We start from the raw sequence: 21,479 nt of genomic DNA on the forward strand, positions 1-21,479 counted from the left end.
ATATGTTAGGACGAACCTAAACCCAAGTCGTTCAGTTTGGTACGAAGATAAGCGTGATCCCGGCCCAGAGCCAAGGCCCGGCGGTAAGCATCGGCAGCTTCTTCTAGCTTGCCTTGGGCTTTATAAATATCCCCCTTGAGTTCTTCATACTGGCCGCCAAAACGCCCCGGATCGCCCACTTCCTTGGAAGTTAACAAAGAAAGCGCTTCATCCGGGGTTCCCATAGCCAATAGCACCCGGGCCATCCGCAACCGGGCAATGTGGCGATAGTTGGCGTCCTTGGATTGGGTCATCAACTGGCCCAGAGACTTCTTGGCTTCTTCCAGCTTGCCTGCATCAACTGACAACTTGGCTTGAATCAAATGCGCGAAATCAGCGTAGGCTGTCTTTGGATATTGCTCCAATAGCCGCTGGGTCACGCCTTGGGCCAATTCCGGTTTATTCTGATCCACCGCTTGCAAAAGCTGCATGTAAAGGTCGGAAGCCCCCTCTGCCCGGGTTTTTTGGTAGTTTTGCCAGGTATTCCAGCCAATAATGCCCGCAATCCCTAAAACCACCCCGGCAATTACTGACGTGCCGTTTTCTTTCCACCAGCGTTTGAGCGCTTCTACCTGCTCTTCTTCATGAATATGTGTAGCCACTTGGACTCCTTAATAATGAAATTTTTACTGTCTAAAACTGAATGCTGCAAAGACATTCGAGTCTTTTATTGAGGACCTAAATTCCGCAAGTGTTTCGGTATTCGGCTGCCAAATCAAGCCTTTATGCTGTGTTGGCCGCACCCATTTTATGCTCGAAGTAGTGCTGCTACTCCTGCGCGAAAATTGGCTTGCCGCCTTGCCTAAAGCCTTGCTTGATACCCTCGGTGCTCGAATCACTTGCAAAATTTAGGTAGGAAACATTTGACTTCGAATCAATGCCATCAATTGCTCCCAGCTAACCGTCTGTTGCTCTTCCGCCTCGCGCAACGGTTTGACGCCAACCCGTTTTTGTTCGGCCTCATCCTCGCCCAGAATCAAGGCATAGCGGGCGCCGCTTTTATCTGCTTTTTTGAATTGGCTTTTAAAACTGCCACCCCCACAATGCACGATGAGGCGCAGGCCCGGGAATTCATCACGCAACTGCTCCGCAAGCATCAACCCTTGCCTTTCCGCCTTTGCTCCTACCCGGATCATATAAAAGTGAGGGCCGGGTACTTCAGCCAGGGAGGACTCTTCCAGCAAGGCAATCAGCCGCTCCAGCCCCAGGGCAAAACCCACAGCCGGCGTTGGCCTGCCGTTTAACTGCGAAACCAACCCATCATAGCGGCCGCCGGCACAAACGGTACCTTGGGCGCCCAACTGTGAAGTTACCCACTCGAAAACCGTCAGACAGTAATAATCCAAACCGCGTACAAGCCGGGGATTCAAGGTATAGGTAACGCCCATTTCATCCAAAAGCGAGGTCAGGGTTTGAAAGTGGGCTCTTGATTCCTCACCGAGATAGTCCAGCAAACTAGGCGCTCCGGCAATCAAGCTTTGCATCTCGGGATTTTTGCTGTCCAAAATCCGCAAAGGATTGGTGCGCAAGCGGCGGCGGCTGTCTTCATCCAGTACCTCTTCATAGATACTGAAATACGCCACCAGCTCTTCACGATATTGCCTACGTTCTTCAAGGGTGCCCAGGGAATTGAGTTGCAGCTCCAATTTATCGAGAATACCCAACCGCTTCCACCAGCGCCAGTTGAGCAAAATCAGCTCCGCGTCGATATCAGGACCCGGCATCCCATAGGCTTCCACGCCCACTTGATAAAATTGACGATAACGCCCTTTCTGGGGGCGTTCATGCCGGAACATGGGACCTTGATACCATAGCCTCTGCACTTGATGATGCAGCAGTCCGTGTTCCAGGCAGGCCCGCACGCAACCGGCGGTGCCTTCCGGCCTCAGGGTCAGGGATTCGCCATTGCGATCTTCAAAGGTGTACATCTCCTTTTCTACGATGTCGGTCACTTCGCCGATGGAGCGTTTAAAAAGTTCTGTCTTCTCAACGATGGGCAGACGGATTTCCCGGTAGCCATAACTTTCCAGGCAATCCACCAAAATGGATTCTATTTTCCGCCATAACGGCGTTTGATCCGGGAGGATATCATGCATCCCCCGAACCGCTTGGATTTTGTCACTCATGGGGAAATACGTTGCAGTTGTTCTTGGTAGGCGCGGGCGGCCTGGCTATCCCCCAAAGCGGTTTCAATTTTGGCCGCAAGCCGCAGCAAATCCTCGGTTAACCTGGCCTGAGCCTTGTATCTTTCTATAAAAGCGCGGGCCGAGAGATACCGTCCTTTTTGGAAACTTAGCTGCGCCATGGCCGCCAGTACTGGCGGATAATTGGCATTCAATGCCAAAGCCTGGCGCAAAAATCCTTCAGCTTTAGCCAAATCCCCCGCCTTAATGGCACATTCTCCGGCATTGGTCAAAGCAATCCAGCGACTGTCATAGAGAGGGTCAGAAGCCGCCCGTTGGAGGATTTTCAACCCTTCCTCAAACTTCCCTTGACCACATAAATACCGACCATAATTATTCAGAATTATGGGATTTTCCGGCGCCAGCTTTCTGGCCTTGGCATAATGTTTTTCCGCCTCCGCCAGCTTGCCCAGCCGCTCATAAAGCACCCCCAAGGTTCCATAAGCCTCGGCATTTTTAGGGTTGAGTTCAATGGCTTTATTCAAATCGTGGAGTGCGATTTTGAATTTGCCTTCCGATAGATAGATAGCGCCTTTCTTGGCGTAAGTCTGGGAAAGCCTGTGAATACGCTCGGCATCTTGCGTCCTTTTGGAAGGGCCGCCAGAGGAACATGCCGTCAATGCCAACAGCAAGACTAAAAGAGATACCAATCTTGTAATCACAATACCTCCGCTTCCAGCTTGAATTCCCGCCGGGGACGGGATTTCGCTTGCACTTTCCCGACCAATTGACCGCAAGCAGCGTCAATATCCTCCCCGCGGGTTTTGCGTACCGTGGTCAAAAAACCCGCTGCTTGCAAAATCGCCTGAAAACGCGCGATACGTTCCGGGGGGGTGCAGCGGTAGGGTGCGCCTTCAAAACGGTTAAAAGGAATCAAGTTGATTTTGGATGGCATTTTACTCAATAGCTTGACCAAACGCCGGGCATCTTCGGGTGAATCATTGATGCCATCCAACATGACATACTCCCAAGTAATTTTGCGCCCTTTTTGTCTTTCCAAATGAATAAATTCGTAACAAGCTTCCATCAACTGGGTCAAAGGATACTTGCGATTGATTGGCACCAGTTCGTCCCGAAGTGAATCCGTGGTGGCGTGTAAAGAAACCGCGAGACTGGCATCAGATTCCTGCCCCAAACGCAGGATGGCAGGGACAAGACCCGCGGTACTGACGGTAACCCGGCGCTTGGCAAAGCCATAGGCCAAATCATCCATCATCAAATCCAGAGCGCTGACTACCGCGTCAAAGTTGAGCAATGGCTCCCCCATGCCCATCAAGACCACATTGGAGATATGCCCTTCCCCAAGCATCTGACGGGCATGCCAAACTTGGGCGACAATCTCGCCCGCTGTCAGATTACGGCTGAATCCCTGCCGGGCGGTAGCGCAAAATGCACAGTTGAGAGCACAGCCCACTTGGGAGGAAACGCATAGCGTTCCGCGCCGGGCTTCCGGAATGAATACAGTTTCGATACGGTTGCCATCGGTCAGTTCCAGCAGCCATTTACGGGTGCCATCGGTAGACTGTTGACTGCGGACTTCATTCAAAACCGGAATTTCCGCCAGTTGCGACAATCGCTCTCGAAGCGCCTTACTCAAATCCGTCATAGCCCCAAAATCCACAACGCCGCGGTCGTGAATCCATTTGAGCACCTGTCTGGCACGGAAAGGCTTTTCGCCCAACCCGGTGAAAAAGTTCTCGAGGGCCCGGCGGTCGAGCCCCATAAGATTGACTTTCGCCTGGGAATTAGCGGGTACGGGGGAAGATTTCATTTTCCTTGAAGAAATAATTGATTTCCCACTGGGCGGTTTCAGGGCTGTCGGAACCGTGTACGGCATTTTCTTCGATACTGGCGCCAAAGTCCGCCCGGATGGTGCCGGGCGCGGCTTCCTTGGGATTGGTGGCGCCCATCAATTCCCGGTTCAAGGCAATAGCATTTTCACCTTCCAATACCTGGACAACAATGGGGCCGGAAATCATGTATTCCACCAACTCGCCAAAAAAAGGGCGTTCTTTGTGAACGGCATAAAAACCTTCCGCCTGTTCCCGGGTCAGGTGCATCATTTTAGCGCCAACCACGGCCAATCCCGCATCTTCAAAACGGCTGATGATCTTGCCGATAACATTTTTCGCTACCGCATCCGGTTTGATAATAGACAAGGTACGTTCTATTGCCATATTTTCCTCTGGTCTCCAAGAATTAAAAGCTTTCCATTATAACCGATATCCAACTTGGATTCTGTAATTGATATTGACTTGAGAATCAAGTCTCTGATAGCGCCAACATTTTGACTCATTTCATCGTATAATATTGGGTTTTTTAAACTCGCTTAAGCGCCTGTGATGTATTCAAAAAAACTTAGGCGACCTACAAACCCAATGGATACTTTGAGAACACTTTATGGCAGTCAAAAACCGCCTTCACCGTAGTGAACTTGCTGTTCCGGGCAGCAATCCGAGAATGCTGGAAAAAGCGCCTTCAGCCGGCGCCGATATGGTCTTCCTTGATCTGGAAGACGCCGTCGCTCCCGACGACAAAGAACAAGCCCGGATTAATGTCATTCACGCACTGAACACCTACAACTGGTCCAAGTGTTCAGTTTCCGTGCGAATCAACGGACTGGATACCCATTATTGCTACCGCGACATCGTCGATGTCGTGGAACAGGCCGGGGATAAACTCGATACTCTCCTGATCCCCAAAGTGAATAGACCGGATGATATCTACTTTGTTGCCACCCTGCTGGACCAAATCGAACAAGCCAAACACCTTAAACCCATCAATCTTCATATTTTGATTGAAACCGCCCAAGGCATGGACAATGTGCGGGAAATCGCCCGCGCCTGCCCCCAGCGGTTGGAAGCCATGGTCTTTGGTGTTGCGGACTATGCCGCATCGGTTCAGGCCCGCACCACCAATATCGGCGGCGCCAATCCTGATTATTCGGTATTGACCGACCCGGATGAAAATGGCCGGCGCCATACCCACTGGGGCGATCAATGGCATTTTGCCATCGCCCGCATGGTAGTTGCCTGCCGGGCCAACGGACTCCGGCCTATTGACGGTCCTTTCGGGGATTTCAGCGATCCCGATGGCTATTTGTCTGCTGCCCGCCGGGCAGCTGCTTTGGGGTGCGAGGGAAAATGGGCCATTCATCCTTCCCAGGTTACCTTGGCCAATGAAGTTTTTACCCCTTCACCGCAAGAAGTCGACCGGGCCCGCCGTATTTTGGCCGCCATGGAGGATGCCGCCAAGGAAGGCAAAGGCGCGGTTTCCCTGGATGGACGCCTGATAGACGCCGCTTCCATCAAAATGGCGGAAAACCTGATTGCAAAAATAGAACAAATCGAGTCACGAAGCTCCAGCAACTAACGAGTACAGTGCATGAATATCCATGAATATCAAGCCAAAGAGCTGCTCAGGTCCTACGGCGTCGCTGTCCCTGTCGGCAATGTCGCATTTTCCAACAGCCAGGCCGCCGTCATCGCCGAACAAATCAACGGCAATCAATGGGTGATCAAGGCCCAAATCCACGCTGGCGGCCGGGGCAAGGCCGGTGGCGTCAAGGTTGCTTCTTCCATTGAAGAGGTCCAGAAAATCACTGATGAAATGATCGGTATGACCCTGGTCACCCACCAAACAGGACCGCAGGGCCGGGTTGTCAAGCGGGTGCTGGTTGAGCAAGCTAGCGATATCAAACAGGAATTCTATCTGGGATTTGTCATCGACCGGGCCAGCCAGCGAATCACCATCGTCGCCTCATCCGAAGGCGGCGTGGATATCGAGGAAGTCGCCGCTAAATCCCCTGAGAAAATTATTACGGAAACCATTGATCCCGCCGTCGGCCTGGTGGACTTCCAGTGCCGCAAGGTGGCCGCCGCCATCGGCCTGAAAGACAAGAAATTAATGTCCCAGGCAGTCAAAATCATGAAACGGATCTACCGCTGTTTTCGCGACAAGGATGCTTTGCAGGCGGAAATCAACCCCTTGGCCATCGTCGACGATGGGCAGTTGGTCTGCCTGGATGCCAAGTTCAACTTTGATGACAATGCCCTCTACCGCCGCCCCGATATCAACGAATTGCGCGATCTGGACGAGGAAGATCCCAAAGAAGTGGAGGCTTCAGGCCATGGCCTCAATTACATTGCTTTGGATGGCAACATAGGTTGTATTGTCAACGGCGCGGGACTGGCCATGGCTACGATGGATGCCATCACCCTGCACGGCGGCATGCCGGCGAATTTCCTGGATGTGGGCGGCGGCGCATCGCCGGAAAAAGTCACCAATGCCTGCCGGATTGTCATGGAAGATCCCAACGTGAAAGCGCTGCTGGTAAATATTTTCGCCGGCATCAACCGCTGCGACTGGATAGCCACCGGCCTGATTCAGGCTTACACCACCCTGGATATCAAACTACCCATGATCGTTCGCCTGGCGGGCACCAATGTGGAAGAAGGCCGTAAAATCCTCAATGAGTCCGGTTTGCCGTTTGTCCAGGCCAGTAATCTCAATGATGCGGCGGAAAAGGCCGTTGCCACCGTCAAGGAGTCCCATTCATGAGCGTTTTCGTTAATAAAGATTCAAAGGTCATTTTCCAGGGTTTTACCGGCCAACACGCTACTTTCCATGCCGAAGAGGCTATTAAAAACGGCACCAATGTGGTGGGCGGGGTAACTCCCGGCAAAGGCGGGACCACGCATATGGGGCTGCCGGTATTCGATACCGTTGCCGAGGCGGTGGAAGCCACTGGCGCCGATGTTTCCGGCATATTCGTGCCGCCGCCGTTTGCCGCCGACGCCATCATGGAAGCCATCGATGCCGGGATCAAGGTAGCCGTGGTCATTGCCGATGGCATTCCAGTCCAGGATATGGTCCGGGTGCAGCGTTACCGGCACGGTCGTAATTGTATTGTTATCGGTCCCAATACCCCTGGCATCATCACCCCCGGCGAATGCAAAGTAGGGATTATGCCTTCCCATATCTACCAACCCGGCCGCATCGGCGTGGTTTCCCGTTCCGGGACCTTGAATTACGAAGCCGTGGAGCAAATGACGGCGATGGGGCTGGGGCAATCCAGTTCCGTCGGCATCGGCGGCGATCCGGTCAATGGCACCGACTTTGTCACCGTATTGAAAGCCTTTGAGGAAGACCGCGATACCGATCTGGTGGTGATGATTGGCGAAATCGGCGGTCCACAAGAGGTTGCCGCCGCCCGCTGGGCCAAGGAAAACATGAGCAAACCCGTGGTCGGTTTTGTCGCCGGGCTTTCCGCGCCACCGGGACGGCGCATGGGCCATGCCGGCGCCATTATCTCCGGCGAATCCGACACTGCGTCGGCAAAAATGGATGCCATGGAACAACTGGGTTTGTATGTTGCGAGAAATCCAGCTCACATCGGGGAAACGGTGCTCCGGGCTCTGGAGGAAAACGGCATCAAGGCTTAACAGTTCCCTGATACCATGTTTATACGCAATCACAAGCTCTTAAGGTAAGATGGTGCGGTAGCAATTCACTACGCTAAAAGGTGATCCCATGATCCAACCAGAGTTATTGCCTCATTACACCATTAGCGATTACCGACAATGGCAGGGGGATTGGGAGCTGATTGACGGGATTCCTTACGCCATGGCGCCCAGCCCCACCGTGACCCACCAACGCATCGGGCTTAAAATAGCCCGCCAACTGGACGAATTGCTCGAGAAATGCGCTTCTTGTCTGGCGCTTTACGAAACGGACTGGATAGTCTGTGAAAACACTGTCGTGTGCCCCGACGTTATGGTCATTTGCGGGAATATTGAAGGAGACTATCCTACCCAGCCACCCAAAATTATTTTCGAAATCATTTCCCCCTCCACCGCCGTCCAGGATGAGCGGCTTAAATTCGAGCTTTACCGGGAGGAAGGCGTCACCAGTTATATTCTCGTGTACCCAGAAGACAAAGTAGCCAAGCTGTTTGAGCTGAAAGACGGACAATATGTCAAAGTGATTGAAACTGCCACGGGAGAATACGAATTCGTACTCGAAGAGAATTGCCGTTTTACCTTCGATTTTTCCCGCATTTGGCCTTGATCTGTCAGCAAGGTTGGTTTTTTAAGGAACGCCGGGATTCAACAAAGTTGAAACCGTCGTCTCAATCAACGGCAATTTAGCCTCTGCCGCCCGTCTCCCCGCTTCAACCATCTCATCAAAACGGTCGAAATTGTAGCCGGAGTAAATGTGGGTGTCGGGCTCGATTAGAATATCGGCGATTTCCGCCTCGTGCGCACCATGGGTCCAGGCCTGGAGTTCCCACGAAAAGGCAATGATAAAACGCAAACCCATAAAATGGCTGGCCTTCTCCTTCAACCACTTAAGGGTCTTCTCGGCTTCCATCTCCCGGGTTTCCGGCGAGGGAATGACGTTTACCGCCAAACGGACGCCGCAACGATGCCCTTCCAGCACATCTAGGGGAATCCGGCTCATCAAAGCGCCATCGGTCAAAAGCTGTCCGTTCCTTTCTAACACGGGAAACAGTCCGGGTATTGCTGAAGTGGCCAATGCCGCTTCCACGGCAGGACCTGTATGGATGACCACCCGTTGCCCCCGCACCAAATCCGCGGCAATTACCGCACACGGTTTTTTCAGCTGGCTGATTTGTTTATCGCCGAAGACCTCATAAGCAGCCCTGGCAACCTTGCTCCCCACATAAAGCGATCCCCTGGGATATAGCGCCAAATCACGGATTTTTTTATTTCCTCCCAACATTTCTCTGATTAATTCAATGGATTGGCCAGCGCTTCCAGTCATGGCATACACCAGCGCCACAATCCCGCCCATGCTGGTGCCGGAAAGGCAATCCACCGGAATTTTGGCTTGTTCCAAAACCTCCAGCACCCCCAGATGCGCAAATCCCCGGGCCGCGCCGGCGGAAAGGGAAAGCCCCACCTCCCGCCTTGTTATCCAGCGTGCCAGCCAATCCACGGAATGAGGCGCATTAGACAAATAACCATTGGATTGCATTTCCCTGTCTTGCTGTAAATCTGCTGCAGTAATATGAAAATGCCACGATTGGTTGCTAGAAGCACCTTTTTCAGAAAGGCCGTCTGTAAGGATCACTTGGGCAAATCCGCCATGATGGCCTGTTTTCTTTGGCGCAAGATCATGCTCTAACGAAGGGACGGCATCGGTCACCGCCAATACAGCGTCTCTCTCCGATAGATTTTCGGCAAAAGAAAGATAATCTTCCCCGGATATCGCTAAAATCAAAACTTGATTGACGCCACCATCACGCTTCCATCGTTGAAGCAAATGTCTTTTCCATTCGATGGAAGCCCCGGAAACCGTAAAACAATGGTTGGTATCGGTAAAAACCTCCGCCCCGGCCATTGCCGGAAAAAAAGCATCAGGGCGCGGCTTCCAAGCGGCGTTGTCGCTTTCAGATGGCGGCAGGACAAAATCGACTAAAATGGAACCCGGATTGTAATAGGCAACCGTTTTGGCCAGGGTTTGCAAAAATAGTTTCTGATGCGGTAGCGGCTGAGCAATCACCACACAACAGCAAGTGGGCCCCGTTTCCACCTCCGCCAAGTTGGAACGGTGCCGTAGCCGATGCACCAGCATTTCAATCAGCGCCCGGTAAACTTCAGGCTCGCTGTCCAGCAGTTGGCGAAAAGCCTGTTTGGAAAGCCGGTAAACCCGGGTTTCCTTGACTGTCCTTACCGTGGCGGTCACCGGGATATCCGCCAGCAGTGACATTTCTCCAAAGACCTGACCCGGCCCCAAAAAAATCTGGTAGCGCTTGGCGCCGGACAACAAATTGACGGTTACCCCGCCCGAGGCAATCGCATAGAAATAGCGCCCTGGTTCCCCCCGGCGGCATAGCGTGGAAAAAGGCGGAAACACGTGACATTCCATCATTTCCGCCACCCGCTCGAGCACTTTGGGCGACAACGAGGCGAAAAACGGAATATCCCGCAGATTCTCCATTGGCAATTATCCGGGGAAAAGCGCCACCCACCTGGATTTCAGCTTGTCAGTCGCCGCTGCAGGATCAATCACGCGCAATCTCCCGGCTTCTTCTTGTAACAAATCCAAATGTTTCAATTTTTCCAGCCCGTCCCTGACTTCATAATCCATGGCAAAGTCCAGCTGCTCTTTTACAAAAGCCTCGACTTTTTCGTCCAATGCCTTTTGCGTCAACCCCGGTTGCTCCAGCAAAAAATAATAACCCAGCAGCGCTTCCTTGTGCTCTTCGGCGCTCGCCAACTCCACCAGATAGGCCACGGCCCCCAGGTTGTTATCCAGATTATAAAAGTACAGATTTTTCGCCAATTGCATCATGTACTCGGTGCGTTGCACCAAAACCGATGACACTTGCTTCCAGATAATGCCGCCGATGGCCGCCACGGCGCCAATGGCAGCGGTTGGATTGGCAGCCGCGGACAACTTGCCAATGGCGCTGGCAATCCCAGTCACCGCCCCGCCACCACCGGTCACCGCCAGTTTGATTTTGTCAAACAGGCGCATTTTGACCTTGGTATTGGGAAAGATGGTTTCCAGGTCGGAATGGGGAATGTCCTTGAACAATTTCATATAAATGGGCGCGGGCGCTTGGCCGTTCTCCGGCTTGAGCTGTAGTAATACAAACAGACGCCGGTAAACTGGCACTTGGATCTGCTCTTCCTTCAGAAACAGGGATTGCCAGCGCCGCAGCTTGTCAGTACGCACTGCAGTGCCCCGATAGAAAATCAAGGTTTCCTGAAATTCACTCAGGTCCACGCTTACCTCCACCCCGTAGGGGGAGGTTTTATTCAAGGCCTCATTCAGCATTTGCTGGTCCAGCAGATTGAAATTGGCATCCTGTAGAAAACTTTCAACTTTGGCAATCAGGCGCTTTTTAGCCTCCTCTTCATCCCCCAAATTCATAGGTTTAACCATGTCATGGTCCGGATTGAATGGCATATACAGAGGTTTAAGCTCTTCCAATTCCCTGGCGTAAACTGCATCGTAAACCGTTGCCAAGGCTTCGATAAAGCGGGAAAAAGCTTTATCTTCAGGGTGATCCTGCCGCCACCTTTGGACCAGCAAATGGGCCAATTCAGCAGACGAGAGAGGAATAAACCGTTCGAGAACTTCCTGGTTATATTGAATGTTTAATTCGGACACTAATCACTCCTTTTAGAGATTTTTTAGCCTTTGTGACAGATTAAATACCGGGTTACGCTAATGCCAACCATACCTTCCGCGGGCTTTGGATGATAACACGGCAGTCTGAGAAGCCAACGGGTTGCGTCATCATGGTTTTTCATAAAAAGTCAGCAATTGTTTTGCAAATGCGCCGTATTGAGAACGGTGCCAGCATTCGATGGATATTGAAGAGGGGGCAAAGCGGAGAAATTGATTATCTAGTATCCCCGATGCCGCCAAATCCGGCAGATGCCTGACGAACCGGACTTGGGGCGCGGACTTCACCAACAAAAGCCGGTCAGCTTTTAATCGGCCCGCAAGCCAGGCAGACAGGCTATCGGAGGTCACTTCCCAATCGGCGGGTATGCCGGTGCGCTCCAACTCATCAAGGTTTGGCAACCAGATACAAGCCTGTTGCTGGCAGAGCTTCGCTCTGACCGACTCAACCCCCCCGGCCAACAATAACCCAGGTTCCAAGCCATTCAGCATTCGCCCGAATTGATGCATAGCCAAGACCGCCATGGCATGGGCTGTACTATCGTTGAATTGCCAACGTTGCTGGGCTTCCCGCACCTCATCGGCAAATCTGCCGCCACCCGGTACAATCACCACCCGCCCCTGGCCAAATTGGGCGATAGTTTTCAGCCAATAGATTAAAGATTCGTTTTCCCCCAGGCTGCCGCCCAGCTTAACCACCCACATGATCGGCCGCCCTGAGACCGAAATGGGAAAGCACGTGAATCAGCGCCGCAGCTTTGTCGAAACTTTCCTGATACTCCCGCTTGACATCGGAATCGGCGACAATGCCACCGCCCGCCCAAAAACGGATGGTGTTGTCGGAAAAAACCAGCGTGCGAATGGCGATGTTGGTATCCATGGCCCCATCATAACCAACATAACCTAACGAGCCGCAATAGATTCCGCGGCGAACAGGCTCCAACTCTTCGATAATTTCCATGGCGCGGATCTTGGGCGCGCCGGTAATCGATCCGCCAGGGAAACACCCCCGCAATAAGTCCAAGGCGTGCTTGTCTTCTTCCAGATCCCCCACCACGGTGCTCACCAAATGGTGCACGGTAGCATAGCTCTCCACCTCGAACAGTTTGGGCACTTTGACCGACCCCAGTTTGCAGGTTTTGCTGAGATCATTCCGTAACAGATCGACAATCATCACATTTTCGGCCCGGTCTTTAATGCTTTCCGACAGGGCTTCTATTTGATAAAGATCCAACTCGGGATTGAGACTGCGGGGACGGGTGCCCTTGATGGGTTTGGTTTCCACCCTGCCCCCGCGCACTTGCAGAAACCGTTCGGGGGAAGAGCTTAAAACCGACCCTTGTGGAAAATTCATGAAACCGGCAAAGGGCGCGGGATTGTATTGCCGGAGGGAGACATACACGCCCCACGGATCCCCTTGGGCAGCCGCGCTGAAGCGCTGGGCGAAATTGACCTGATAGCAATCCCCCTCGCGAATATAGTGTTGAATCCGGGTAAAAGCCCGGGAATAGGCATCCCATGTCAGGTTGGACTTTATGTCACTGAATAAATAAAAAGTACCGGGATATACCGGCTCTGGATTGGTTAGCTGCTTCAGCAATTGCGGCCAATGCGCGGCGACTTCCGGGGTGGGCTGTCCCACCAGCCAGGACTTTCTCTTGCCATGATCAACCACGCAGGCCCAATTGTAGATCCCTACTGCCATGTCGGGGATATGTTCCAGATCCTCGGTCGACAGTGGCAGCCTTTCCAACCGCCGGGCAAGATCATAGGCAAAATAGCCAATCGCACCGCCGCTAAAGGGGATGCCTGCAACAGGATCACGCGGCTCCCCAAGCGCTTCTTTAAGAAGGTGAAAAGGGTCTTCCGGAGATAGACGAACCCCTCCGGAATCGCGAATTTCCGTCATCGCATCCCGGGTCACCAAGGTCTTTACCGGGTTGGCGGCGAAGATATCATACCGCCCCTGCCGGCCATGGGGATGGCTGCTGTCGAGAAAAACCGCCCAAGGCTCCCGCGCCCATTGGGCAAACAATTCGGCGCTGTCTTCCCGGTAGGGAAGTTCGGCAATAAGAGGCTGGTTAAGCATAGTGGAACAACCGATGAATCAAGCCAACGGATGCATCATAACAAGTCCTTGGCATTTTAACATGGGCCTTCCTCGCAATCGCTTCTTATACAGGGAAGGAGCTTGCTTATGAACTGGTTTTATAGAATTGTAGGCAAGTTAAAAAAGAAAGGCCTGAATAACTCAGGCCTTTCTAGCTCTTGACTTCAACCAAGCTTATTGCGTCGGTGGGTAGTCGTAGAAAGGTTCGCCCACCCAGAACGGACGCATCATTTCGTGATCCTCGTGTTCGAGGATATGGCAATGATAGACAAACAATCCCGGAATGTTAAAGTGGGCGATGATTCGCGTCACTTCCCCTGGTTTGGCTTCTACCGTATCCTGCCAACCGCTTTCCTCGGGCGGCGCGGGAACTTTAGAACCAATCAGCTTGAGGGTTTCGGGATGTCCCGGAACGAAACTGGCCACGTCAAACCTTTGCCGGTCCAGCACCTGGAATTGGACTTGGTGGACATGAATGGGATGGCTGTCCTCCGAAATGTTAATGAACTCCCATATTTCCGTGGCATTGAGATTGGGGGTCTCGGTCACAGGATCCCCCCAATTTAACGGGCCATCTTTGGCAGTGCCAAGCATGGTTTTCAAACGGCCAATCTCATCCGTCGTTTCGGTAAGAAGAATCTGGCGTACTTTATCGACATTGCCAGGATCCAACCTTTGCACCGGAACCAGGACATCAGGCAGATTTACTTTTGGTACTGATTTATCCAGCTTCTTGGTCACCTTGAACGCCATGATTTTACCGGTGGTTTCCGGGTTCACCGGATCGCCTCCGGGAAAGGGCGTGGGTGCATCGTTGCTGATTATAAGCGTTTTGCCTTTGAACTCTTTTCTGGAAAAATCCACTATCACATCAATCCGCTGCGCCGGAGCCACACTGACGGTATCCACCGCTACTGGACTGGGCAGCAATCCCCCGCCAGAACCGATTTTGATGAAGCCCTTGGACACCGGCTGGCCATCCATCTGCAAACGCATGCGATAGAAGCGGGAGCCGGAACCGTTAAGAATACGGAAGCGGTATTTCCTAGGTTCCACTTCCATCACCGGCCAAGCCTTGCCATTGACAAGAATAAAATCGCCGAAAAATTCGGGAACAATGGAAGGCACCGGCTTGCCTGTTTCCGGATCCAGGGAAACCGGATTGCCGTTGGCGTCCCTGAAGCTTTCCTCGGGATAAGCCAGACCGCCATCATCGTAAAAGGAACGGTCCTGAATGACCAGCGGTACTTCGTAAGGGTAACTTGGCAACTTGTTTTCCTGTTGCAGTTGCTTTTCAATATCATCCCGGAGCAAGTAAAAACCCGCCAATCCGGCATATACATTCAACCGGGTAATCCCCATGGCGTGGGGGTGATACCATAAAGCGGCCCCTTGCTGATCGTTCCGGTAACGGAAAGTACCCGTGGGGCCGTAAGGTAAATCCCATTGCATCAGTGGCCCACCATCCTTGAATTTTTTGGTCGTCCACGCCTCTGGATAACCATCGCTGTCGCTATCGGTATGACCTCCATGGAGATGCACCACCGTCCTAATCTGTGGACGGCAGGGATTAGGGACTGGATTGCCATCCGCATCCAGCTCTGGCCCCGGCGGATCTTCATCGTTATCGGCGCCATAGGGACCACAATGCACCGTGGTATCCACCGGCAACAAATGGCGCTTTGGCAACCAATTCAGCCACCGCACCCGTACCGGGTCACCCCTGTCAGCCACCAAGGTGGGTCCTGGAAAGCTGAGTTTACCACTGGGCGCGTCATTTTCCCGGGCATCGCCAAAACCCCATACGCGGGTATAGAGCTGCTTGCCGGTGGCCGGGTCAATCAAACCAATCTTGGTTTTGATTTGGTCCATCACCACTTCATAATAAGACTCGCCATCGATGGTACCGTAAGGTTGCAGGACAAAGCCGGGATCCAGCGGATTCGGCAGCGGGTTGACAAACTTGGGCTGGGTGTTGGGATCCAGCAAATGGGCGGAAGGCGCCTGTCCATCGGGGAACTGAATGGCCAGCTTGAAAAAATCATAGGGGTAACAACTCCATTGGGTTGCCGGTTTACCGCTATGCTTTTTTCCTTTAGCAATGTGCAAACATTTGCCGCTGTGTTGCGCTTCCAGACGGAAAAAATCCCCCCGGGCGCTGATGCGCCACTGCTGATTCAACTCTCCATGACAGGGCCATTGGATAATATCGGCACCATCGTCCAAATCCTCTCTCGCCACGTCCAGGCACATGCCGGTTGCCTGGTTTTTGATGGTAAAAACATCGGTTTTGCCGGCCACCGGCAGCAGCTTCCAGATTTGATAATCACTGCCATCACACTGGCTTTGGACCACCTTCGCTTCCTTGTCATCAGATCTGTCCTCAATGTCCAAACACTTGTCGCTATGTTTCATCACCAAAGTGCTTGTCACCCCGGCACTACCCATTACAGGAACTGTGGGCACAGTGGCTTTTTTATCGGTATTAAACGAAAAAGCGTGTGCCTGAGGATCTGCCGATGGCTTATCAATCAGGTTGACGGCATTGGATGTCACGGGAAGAAACAGCAACGCTCCTCCCATTAAAACAATGTTTGGCAAGGATTTTTTATACATTTTTCCCCCTCCAAATACGAACTGGCCTGAAAGAAATACCCCCTTTTCTTATCAGGACATTTTTTAAAATGAATAGCATTTCCCTTTCTATTCGCGGGAAACTCTGATCTATTCATCCCCAATTATCAGAGTGAAATTGAAATCCAGAGCAAAATGGATTTCATAGAATCAGGCGAGTAAAACCACCCTTCGGCTGGTTGTCCTTGTCCACCGAATATCTAGGAGTCAAGTTAATGGGCTAGATAATACCCCTTATCCCTGATATGTAAGTATATTAGTCTTTTATCATCAGTCAATATTTTTTTATACGTACTATTTTTCTTATATCAAGGAAACCTAAGATAATTCGTCCAAGAAACACCCGTATACAAAAAACACTAGATGCAGTTTTTTTATTCAATATCAATCACTTGGAATGGTAGATTTTGATCGCACCTCCATGTCCCGCGGAAATCTCTAACAGAATCTAAAGTTCCTCAATGTTTGATCTGGATCAAATATGATTTTTTCTCCTAAAAAAACTGAAGCGTAAGTTAAGGAATTGAGTTCTTTCATAATGGGTGCGAGTTCAGCCTTTTAACGCCAAACAAGCACCTTATGCCCGTGATTGTCGATAGGAGAGGAGAGGAGAGGAGAAGAGCAGGTAAATGACTGATGTTACGCAGCCGCCAGCAGGTACACTCAGGTTTACGCAATCCCTAGTTGTCATTTCGACCGGAGGGAGAAATCTTCACACTCAGCCTCGATTTGGATCAACTACAAGATTTCTCGCAAGCTCTCTCACTTCGTTCGAGACAGGGCTCGAAATGATTGTGCGTGACATCAGTAAATACGAGCCCGCCAGGCGGAAATTATTTCTGACTATCTAAGGAAATCACGAAGCATCCATGCCAAGGCCGCGGCAGGGGCGCAATCGGCAACGGAAAAATCGCCGTGACAGGTTTCCGAAAACTGGAAATAAACCGCGAAGTCTTGATAGTCGATTTCCAGCCTTCTGGCTAATTCTGGCAGGAGAAAACGCCCAACTCCGGCGCCAACCAGGGTCATTTGTTCCGCCGGCAGGCGGGATAAATGGCGCAAACAGGTGTATGTCAACTGCTGTAACTGTATTTCCCGGCAAGCCATGGCAAGCATTTGCCATTCCCTTTCTGAAGCGCATGCCGCGTCCAGCCCCAGCATTCTCGCCAGACGCTGGATGCTGGCTAGCCGGGTCTTGGCCTTGCCGTCCGCAGTGGGCGTTAGATCGGCATGAATTGGCAGCACTTGCAGAACCCGGTAAACATCCGCCATGTTGGCGAAATATTCGGCCATGAGAGGTATCTGCTGGCCACGGAAAGGCAGGCAGTCGGACAGGACCATCAAAGGCGTCCGCACTACGCCAGCATAAACCAATTCCCCGGTTTTCAGGCGATCATGGTCATCTTCTCCCAAACATTTGAAGTCACCTTTAACGACGGGCAAAAAATCCGTGGTGGTGCTGCCAATATCGATACATAAGATCACATCGTTTTTTTGACATTGTCCAAGAAAGTGCGCAGTAATCCGCCAATTCTGGGAGGCTGTTTGGTGGTAGTTTTTGGGGTCAAAATTAGATAACGGTATAAATCCCTGGGTGGAATAAACAAAAGTATTCCGGGAAGGGATGATTTGGGTAAAACTATTCAGAAGCGCCCGCACCCCTTCCTGCCGGCTCTCGAACAAATCCACCATCTCACCGGTCATGGTCAGGCCGTGAAAGCAATTTTCCGGCAATTGCCGATGGATGGCCTTCAGAGACTTTGAAAGGACAGCCATTCCTTGCCATAAGGGGCAGTATTGCTGGAAAACGGAAACCACTTTACCTTCTGCCTGGAGGACGACAGCTTTTATATGCGCCCCGCCCAAATCCCATCCTACATAGTAATGAATCATGCCATCACCCTGATTTCCTTGCCTGTGATTTGCCGTCTTTTTGAGGCCAATTCATCCAGTGAAGCCTGCCCCTTCGCCAACCAGACTACCCATTCCGCCACGTTGATACCCAATGCCAGGCGAATGCCAGTATAAGAAAGGCTCACCCTGGGATTGATCTCCACCACCAAAAGCCGGTCCCTTGAACGGATCAAATCAATACCCACATACCCCCATAATCCTGGAATCAAGCGGGCAATTTTTGCGCACAGACGCTGACATGAATTCTTGTCTGTATCACAGATGTTGACGCTACAGGCCTTGAGCACCAGGGATTCGCCTTGCCAAGCAAGGTGCTGGTGGTTGACGGTTAACAACAATGCCCCGCCCCCGGCAAAAATGGCTGACAGGCTGAGGGTTTCGCCAGCAATATAAGGTTGCAGAATCCAGTCTTGGGCCTGATATCCCCCCAGTTCCGCCCGGGACTGAACCCGTCGAATCCCCTCGCAACCCACATCATTTCTGGGTTTGATAATCCAGGGCGGGGGGAATTGATTTTTAAATTCTTGAGCCAAACATCCAGGCACCGAATCGACGCCACCCTTCTCCAAGACAGTACCAGTGACCAATTTGTCTGAACAAATTCGGATGGCTTCGGGATGACAACCCAACAGGTATTTGTTGGCTGCAAGCACATCTGTGGCCAGGCTATATAAAATGCCATTGGTTTCCGGGGCCACAATCCACACCGCCTCCGCCCAATCCAGGCCTGCTCTCCAGTTTTCTTGCCACTGCCCTGGCGAGGCGATGGGGGCAATCTCGATGGCATTGTTTTTCACGGGCCTAAAGATTTGGCGGCTTGAGATTTCTTTAGCTACCGGGGTATTGCCTCCGTGGGTGTTGGCGGCCTGGATGGCCGCCATCAAGTCCTCAGGGAAGAGTTTACAACGTCCCACGGAAGCAATACCCCGGTGGCTTGGGTGTATAAAACAAATAGGAGAGCAGTTTTTTACTGTCAAGGGCGGCAAGCGGTAGTCCCGCAAAACACGCAACGTCACTTGAGGAAGCAACGCCAAATCCGCCACCAACGCTTGCAGCATTGCTTCTCCGCCCTTGGCAAGCTCCCCCGGCAAGGGTTTTCCAACCATGCCGCCGCCGGTAATATATTCCAATACCAGAATTTTCATGGCATTTGATGAAACTGATTCCCGTTATCGATTTGCTGCAAGGACAGGCGGTAATGGCCCTACGCGGCCAACGTCAATCCTACCAGCCGTTAAGCACGCCTCTATGCCCCGACAGCCGACCTGAGCAGGTGATTGAAGCTTATCTTGGCCTTTACCCCTTCGACTGTATTTATATTGCCGATCTCGACAGCATTCAAAGCCAAGGAAACAACCATAAGACCATCACCAGCCTACAGCGACGCTTTCCTCATTTGCAGTTTTGGGTGGATGCCGGTTATCCAACATTGCCCCATTCTCCCTACATTATTCCCGTGATTGGCAGTGAATCCTTACAGCCTTCCGATCTCGAAGTCCTGCCATCTTTGTCCGGCAACTGGATTTTATCATTGGATTTCAATGGCAACGGTTTTCTAGGCCCCCTCGAGCTGTTGGAAAACACGATGCAATGGCCAAAATCTGTGATTATTATGACGCTGGCTAAAGTCGGCAGCTTGGAAGGTCCTGATTGGAACCGGCTAAGATCGGTAGTGCAGCGCGATCCATCCAGGCACTGGATTGCCGCTGGCGGCATCCGTCATCAACAAGATTGTAATCGCCTAGCCAGGTTTGGCATTCACTGTGTTCTTGTCGCCAGCGCTTTACATTACGGCAAAATCAAACTGTAAAGCACATTGGATTTTTTCGAGATCCCCTGAAAAAAACAAAAGCCGCCACTTCGGTTGAAGTAGCGGCCTTAGGACCGGGAATGAATGAAGCGCTCGGATCAGTCGTGCGCGGCAAAAGGATGGTGGCTACGCTTGGCCATTTCTACCACTTCCCCCGCCTTGGGCTCACCCGCAACCGCACGCTTGATTGCTTCCTTGGTTGCTTCGTAATTGTAATCCTGAATCTTGGCATCGTCTTCTGCCAGCCAGTGGATGAAAACGGCGACGCAAATATAAAGGTCGTCGGCTTCGTCCAGAGGAATGGTACCATCTTCCACACACTCGGTTACCGCCATGGCCACGCCACGCTGCGCTGGGCCAAACATCTGGGTCGCCTGCTTGCCATTTTTGATGGTAACCTTGTTGTACATAATCGTCGCCGGTTTGCACATCAGGTTGGGAGCCACCACCGCCAAAAGGCTGGAATGCCCGCTTTTCTGGTTAACCAGACAATTGGCAAACGCAGTTTCCACAGCGCTATTGCGGGGACCGATCATGAGATCGATATGCGCCACTTCATTGCCTTCCCCCTTCAAGGATTCGCCAATCATTACTTTGCTGATTTTAGCCACTCTACTTGTCTCCTCTGTCTTGGATGATGAAAAAAATGATAAAAATTTCCCGATTAACGACATTGTTGTTCTCCCCACAAGAGCATTAAGGAACAACGTCCCCAGCCACTCTACCCTGCCCCGGCCCATTCCTTGAATTTCCCGGAGTCAGGAGTTGTTCCAGGCGCACCGCCAATAGGGTCGCAACCGTCAAATCAGCCGTGGTGCCTGGGTTGATACCCGCCGCTTTGAACGCCGCATCTACTTCCTTGAGCTGCGGCAATATTTGTTCCGGATTCGCGGCACGTTGTAACAAATCTTCCAAATGCGCGCATTTGGCGGAAATCATGGATGTATATCGTTTGCCGAACTTGCGCTCGACATGGCTATCAGGAATATCCCGAAGCAACTGAACAAACACGAATACCGCCGCCCATCGCTCATCTGCCCATTGGTTAACCCCAATATGATAACCGGGAATAGCCTGCTGAAAAACATCTTTATAATCGCTAACATAATTATAGGCGATTCTGTCACGATTTTTGGCCAATTCCATGGCTTTTAACAGGGTGACTGTCGGCTTGTGAGCGACATCTTCCGCTTCCGTTTCCCCCAAGCCGCCAGGCTTTGCCAATCGAATGGCCCTGTAAACCCAATCGGCATCCTGCACTGTGGTAGCCTGTAATGTTTGGCGCAAACGCCCCCTTAACTCCCCTTCGCTTTGGCGCAAAACGGCCTCTATCAAGGGCGCCGCCAGCAGAATGATGCCTAGGTTCGTATTGCAACCCACCTTTTCCCAGGTAGCTTTAACGGCTTGATAAATCCTTTCTCCCAACGTCAATGAAGGATCGACCAAGTGCCCGACGCTCACCTGAGCGCTGACAATAAAGTCATTCACTGTCATCCCGTGTCCTGGGGAATAAACGCTGACATTACCCGGCTTGAAAGCCTCCACATCCAGTCGGCATGCGTCCAAATAAGCTTGGGCCAAAACCGTTCGATTCAGGATTTCCGTTCCCATCAATGTAAAATCATTC

The 21,479-nt window shown here is 51.9% G+C and carries 19 protein-coding genes; 5 read left to right on the forward strand and 14 right to left on the reverse strand.

The annotated features are described in order from the left end of the window. Positions 1–5 precede the first annotated feature (5 nt). The 5 genes from AXA67_12975 to AXA67_12995 form a co-directional block, all read right to left on the reverse strand. On the reverse strand, positions 6–641 hold the full coding sequence (locus AXA67_12975; GenBank protein KXJ39952.1) for a hypothetical protein: 636 nt from the start codon (positions 639–641) through the stop codon (positions 6–8). A gap of 246 nt (positions 642–887) precedes the next feature. Then, positions 888–2,165 carry a histidine--tRNA ligase gene (locus AXA67_12980; protein ID KXJ39953.1) on the reverse strand — a complete coding sequence of 426 codons (1,278 nt, stop codon included), beginning with the start codon at positions 2,163–2,165 and terminating at the stop codon, positions 888–890. After that, positions 2,162–2,884, reverse strand: coding sequence for a hypothetical protein (locus tag AXA67_12985; protein ID KXJ39954.1), 723 nt, complete (start codon positions 2,882–2,884; stop codon positions 2,162–2,164). The genes AXA67_12980 and AXA67_12985 overlap by 4 nt, the downstream gene beginning before the upstream one ends. Then, complete coding sequence (locus AXA67_12990) at positions 2,881–3,993, reverse strand: bifunctional tRNA (adenosine(37)-C2)-methyltransferase TrmG/ribosomal RNA large subunit methyltransferase RlmN (GenBank protein KXJ39955.1); 1,113 nt, start codon at positions 3,991–3,993, stop codon at positions 2,881–2,883. Before AXA67_12990 ends, AXA67_12985 begins: the two co-directional genes overlap by 4 nt. Next, positions 3,968–4,399, reverse strand: coding sequence for a nucleoside-diphosphate kinase (locus tag AXA67_12995; GenBank protein ID KXJ39956.1), 432 nt, complete (start codon positions 4,397–4,399; stop codon positions 3,968–3,970). Before AXA67_12995 ends, AXA67_12990 begins: the two co-directional genes overlap by 26 nt. A gap of 223 nt (positions 4,400–4,622) precedes the next feature. On the opposite strand from AXA67_12995, the gene AXA67_13000 reads away from it, so the two are divergent. The 4 genes from AXA67_13000 to AXA67_13015 all read left to right on the forward strand — a co-directional run bounded on the left by AXA67_13000 (position 4,623) and on the right by AXA67_13015 (position 8,291). Further along, complete coding sequence (locus AXA67_13000) at positions 4,623–5,594, forward strand: malyl-CoA lyase (protein ID KXJ39957.1); 972 nt, start codon at positions 4,623–4,625, stop codon at positions 5,592–5,594. Positions 5,595–5,606: 12 nt separating this feature from the next. Beyond that, positions 5,607–6,782, forward strand: a complete 1,176-nt coding sequence (gene sucC / locus AXA67_13005) for a succinate--CoA ligase subunit beta (protein KXJ39958.1) — start codon at positions 5,607–5,609, stop codon at positions 6,780–6,782. Beyond that, positions 6,779–7,666 (forward strand): succinate--CoA ligase subunit alpha, encoded by an 888-nt coding sequence (locus AXA67_13010; protein ID KXJ39959.1) that lies wholly within the window; start codon positions 6,779–6,781, stop codon positions 7,664–7,666. The genes sucC and AXA67_13010 overlap by 4 nt, the downstream gene beginning before the upstream one ends. Positions 7,667–7,754: 88 nt before the next feature. Further along, complete coding sequence (locus tag AXA67_13015; protein ID KXJ39960.1) at positions 7,755–8,291, forward strand: hypothetical protein; 537 nt, start codon at positions 7,755–7,757, stop codon at positions 8,289–8,291. A gap of 21 nt (positions 8,292–8,312) precedes the next feature. Here AXA67_13015 and AXA67_13020 read toward each other — a convergent pair whose 3' ends face one another. The 7 genes from AXA67_13020 to AXA67_13050 form a co-directional block, all read right to left on the reverse strand. Next, on the reverse strand, positions 8,313–10,187 hold the full coding sequence (locus AXA67_13020; GenBank protein ID KXJ39961.1) for a hypothetical protein: 1,875 nt from the start codon (positions 10,185–10,187) through the stop codon (positions 8,313–8,315). Between the two features lie 6 nt (positions 10,188–10,193). Beyond that, entirely contained in the window at positions 10,194–11,366 is a 1,173-nt protein-coding gene (locus AXA67_13025; protein KXJ39962.1) for a hypothetical protein, read from the reverse strand. A 129-nt stretch (positions 11,367–11,495) separates the two neighbouring features. Then, entirely contained in the window at positions 11,496–12,089 is a 594-nt protein-coding gene (locus AXA67_13030; GenBank protein ID KXJ39963.1) for a hypothetical protein, read from the reverse strand. After that, positions 12,076–13,473: an aminodeoxychorismate synthase component I gene (gene pabB / locus AXA67_13035; protein ID KXJ39964.1), complete on the reverse strand. Its 1,398-nt coding sequence runs from the start codon at positions 13,471–13,473 to the stop codon at positions 12,076–12,078. The genes AXA67_13030 and pabB overlap by 14 nt, the downstream gene beginning before the upstream one ends. Positions 13,474–13,668: 195 nt before the next feature. Next, on the reverse strand, positions 13,669–16,110 hold the full coding sequence (locus tag AXA67_13040) for a hypothetical protein (GenBank protein KXJ39965.1): 2,442 nt from the start codon (positions 16,108–16,110) through the stop codon (positions 13,669–13,671). Positions 16,111–16,971: 861 nt separating this feature from the next. Beyond that, on the reverse strand, positions 16,972–18,021 hold the full coding sequence (locus tag AXA67_13045) for a hypothetical protein (GenBank protein ID KXJ39966.1): 1,050 nt from the start codon (positions 18,019–18,021) through the stop codon (positions 16,972–16,974). Continuing rightward, positions 18,018–19,187 (reverse strand): hypothetical protein, encoded by a 1,170-nt coding sequence (locus tag AXA67_13050; GenBank protein ID KXJ39967.1) that lies wholly within the window; start codon positions 19,185–19,187, stop codon positions 18,018–18,020. The genes AXA67_13045 and AXA67_13050 overlap by 4 nt, the downstream gene beginning before the upstream one ends. An 8-nt stretch (positions 19,188–19,195) precedes the next feature. Between AXA67_13050 and AXA67_13055 the strand changes: the two genes are divergently transcribed. Beyond that, positions 19,196–19,852 carry a hypothetical protein gene (locus AXA67_13055; GenBank protein ID KXJ39968.1) on the forward strand — a complete coding sequence of 219 codons (657 nt, stop codon included), beginning with the start codon at positions 19,196–19,198 and terminating at the stop codon, positions 19,850–19,852. A 98-nt stretch (positions 19,853–19,950) separates the two neighbouring features. On the opposite strand, the gene AXA67_13060 is transcribed toward AXA67_13055, so the two are convergent. Both AXA67_13060 and AXA67_13065 read right to left on the reverse strand, forming a co-directional pair. Beyond that, on the reverse strand, positions 19,951–20,463 hold the full coding sequence (locus AXA67_13060; GenBank protein KXJ39969.1) for an aldehyde-activating protein: 513 nt from the start codon (positions 20,461–20,463) through the stop codon (positions 19,951–19,953). 85 nt (positions 20,464–20,548) lie between these two features. After that, positions 20,549–21,463 carry a hypothetical protein gene (locus AXA67_13065; protein KXJ39970.1) on the reverse strand — a complete coding sequence of 305 codons (915 nt, stop codon included), beginning with the start codon at positions 21,461–21,463 and terminating at the stop codon, positions 20,549–20,551. Between the last annotated feature and the right edge of the window lie 16 nt (positions 21,464–21,479).

Origin of the sequence: Methylothermaceae bacteria B42, from assembly GCA_001566965.1 — a bacterium.
Classification (GTDB): domain Bacteria; phylum Pseudomonadota; class Gammaproteobacteria; order Methylococcales; family Methylothermaceae; genus Methylohalobius.

Excerpts from the sequence above, each read along its gene's own strand:
- AXA67_12980 (KXJ39953.1), bottom strand. The coding sequence starts at position 2,165 with ATGAGTGACAAAATCCAAGCGGTTCGGGGGATGCATGATATCCTCCCG.
- AXA67_12990 (KXJ39955.1), bottom strand. The coding sequence starts at position 3,993 with ATGAAATCTTCCCCCGTACCCGCTAATTCCCAGGCGAAAGTCAATCTT.
- AXA67_12995 (KXJ39956.1), bottom strand. The coding sequence starts at position 4,399 with ATGGCAATAGAACGTACCTTGTCTATTATCAAACCGGATGCGGTAGCG.
- AXA67_13000 (KXJ39957.1), top strand. The coding sequence starts at position 4,623 with ATGGCAGTCAAAAACCGCCTTCACCGTAGTGAACTTGCTGTTCCGGGC.
- sucC (KXJ39958.1), top strand. The coding sequence starts at position 5,607 with ATGAATATCCATGAATATCAAGCCAAAGAGCTGCTCAGGTCCTACGGC.
- AXA67_13010 (KXJ39959.1), top strand. The coding sequence starts at position 6,779 with ATGAGCGTTTTCGTTAATAAAGATTCAAAGGTCATTTTCCAGGGTTTT.
- AXA67_13015 (KXJ39960.1), top strand. The coding sequence starts at position 7,755 with ATGATCCAACCAGAGTTATTGCCTCATTACACCATTAGCGATTACCGA.
- AXA67_13020 (KXJ39961.1), bottom strand. The coding sequence starts at position 10,187 with ATGGAGAATCTGCGGGATATTCCGTTTTTCGCCTCGTTGTCGCCCAAA.
- AXA67_13030 (KXJ39963.1), bottom strand. The coding sequence starts at position 12,089 with ATGTGGGTGGTTAAGCTGGGCGGCAGCCTGGGGGAAAACGAATCTTTA.
- pabB (KXJ39964.1), bottom strand. The coding sequence starts at position 13,473 with ATGCTTAACCAGCCTCTTATTGCCGAACTTCCCTACCGGGAAGACAGC.
- AXA67_13040 (KXJ39965.1), bottom strand. The coding sequence starts at position 16,110 with ATGTATAAAAAATCCTTGCCAAACATTGTTTTAATGGGAGGAGCGTTG.
- AXA67_13045 (KXJ39966.1), bottom strand. The coding sequence starts at position 18,021 with ATGATTCATTACTATGTAGGATGGGATTTGGGCGGGGCGCATATAAAA.
- AXA67_13050 (KXJ39967.1), bottom strand. The coding sequence starts at position 19,187 with ATGAAAATTCTGGTATTGGAATATATTACCGGCGGCGGCATGGTTGGA.
- AXA67_13055 (KXJ39968.1), top strand. The coding sequence starts at position 19,196 with ATGAAACTGATTCCCGTTATCGATTTGCTGCAAGGACAGGCGGTAATG.
- AXA67_13065 (KXJ39970.1), bottom strand. The coding sequence starts at position 21,463 with ATGGGAACGGAAATCCTGAATCGAACGGTTTTGGCCCAAGCTTATTTG.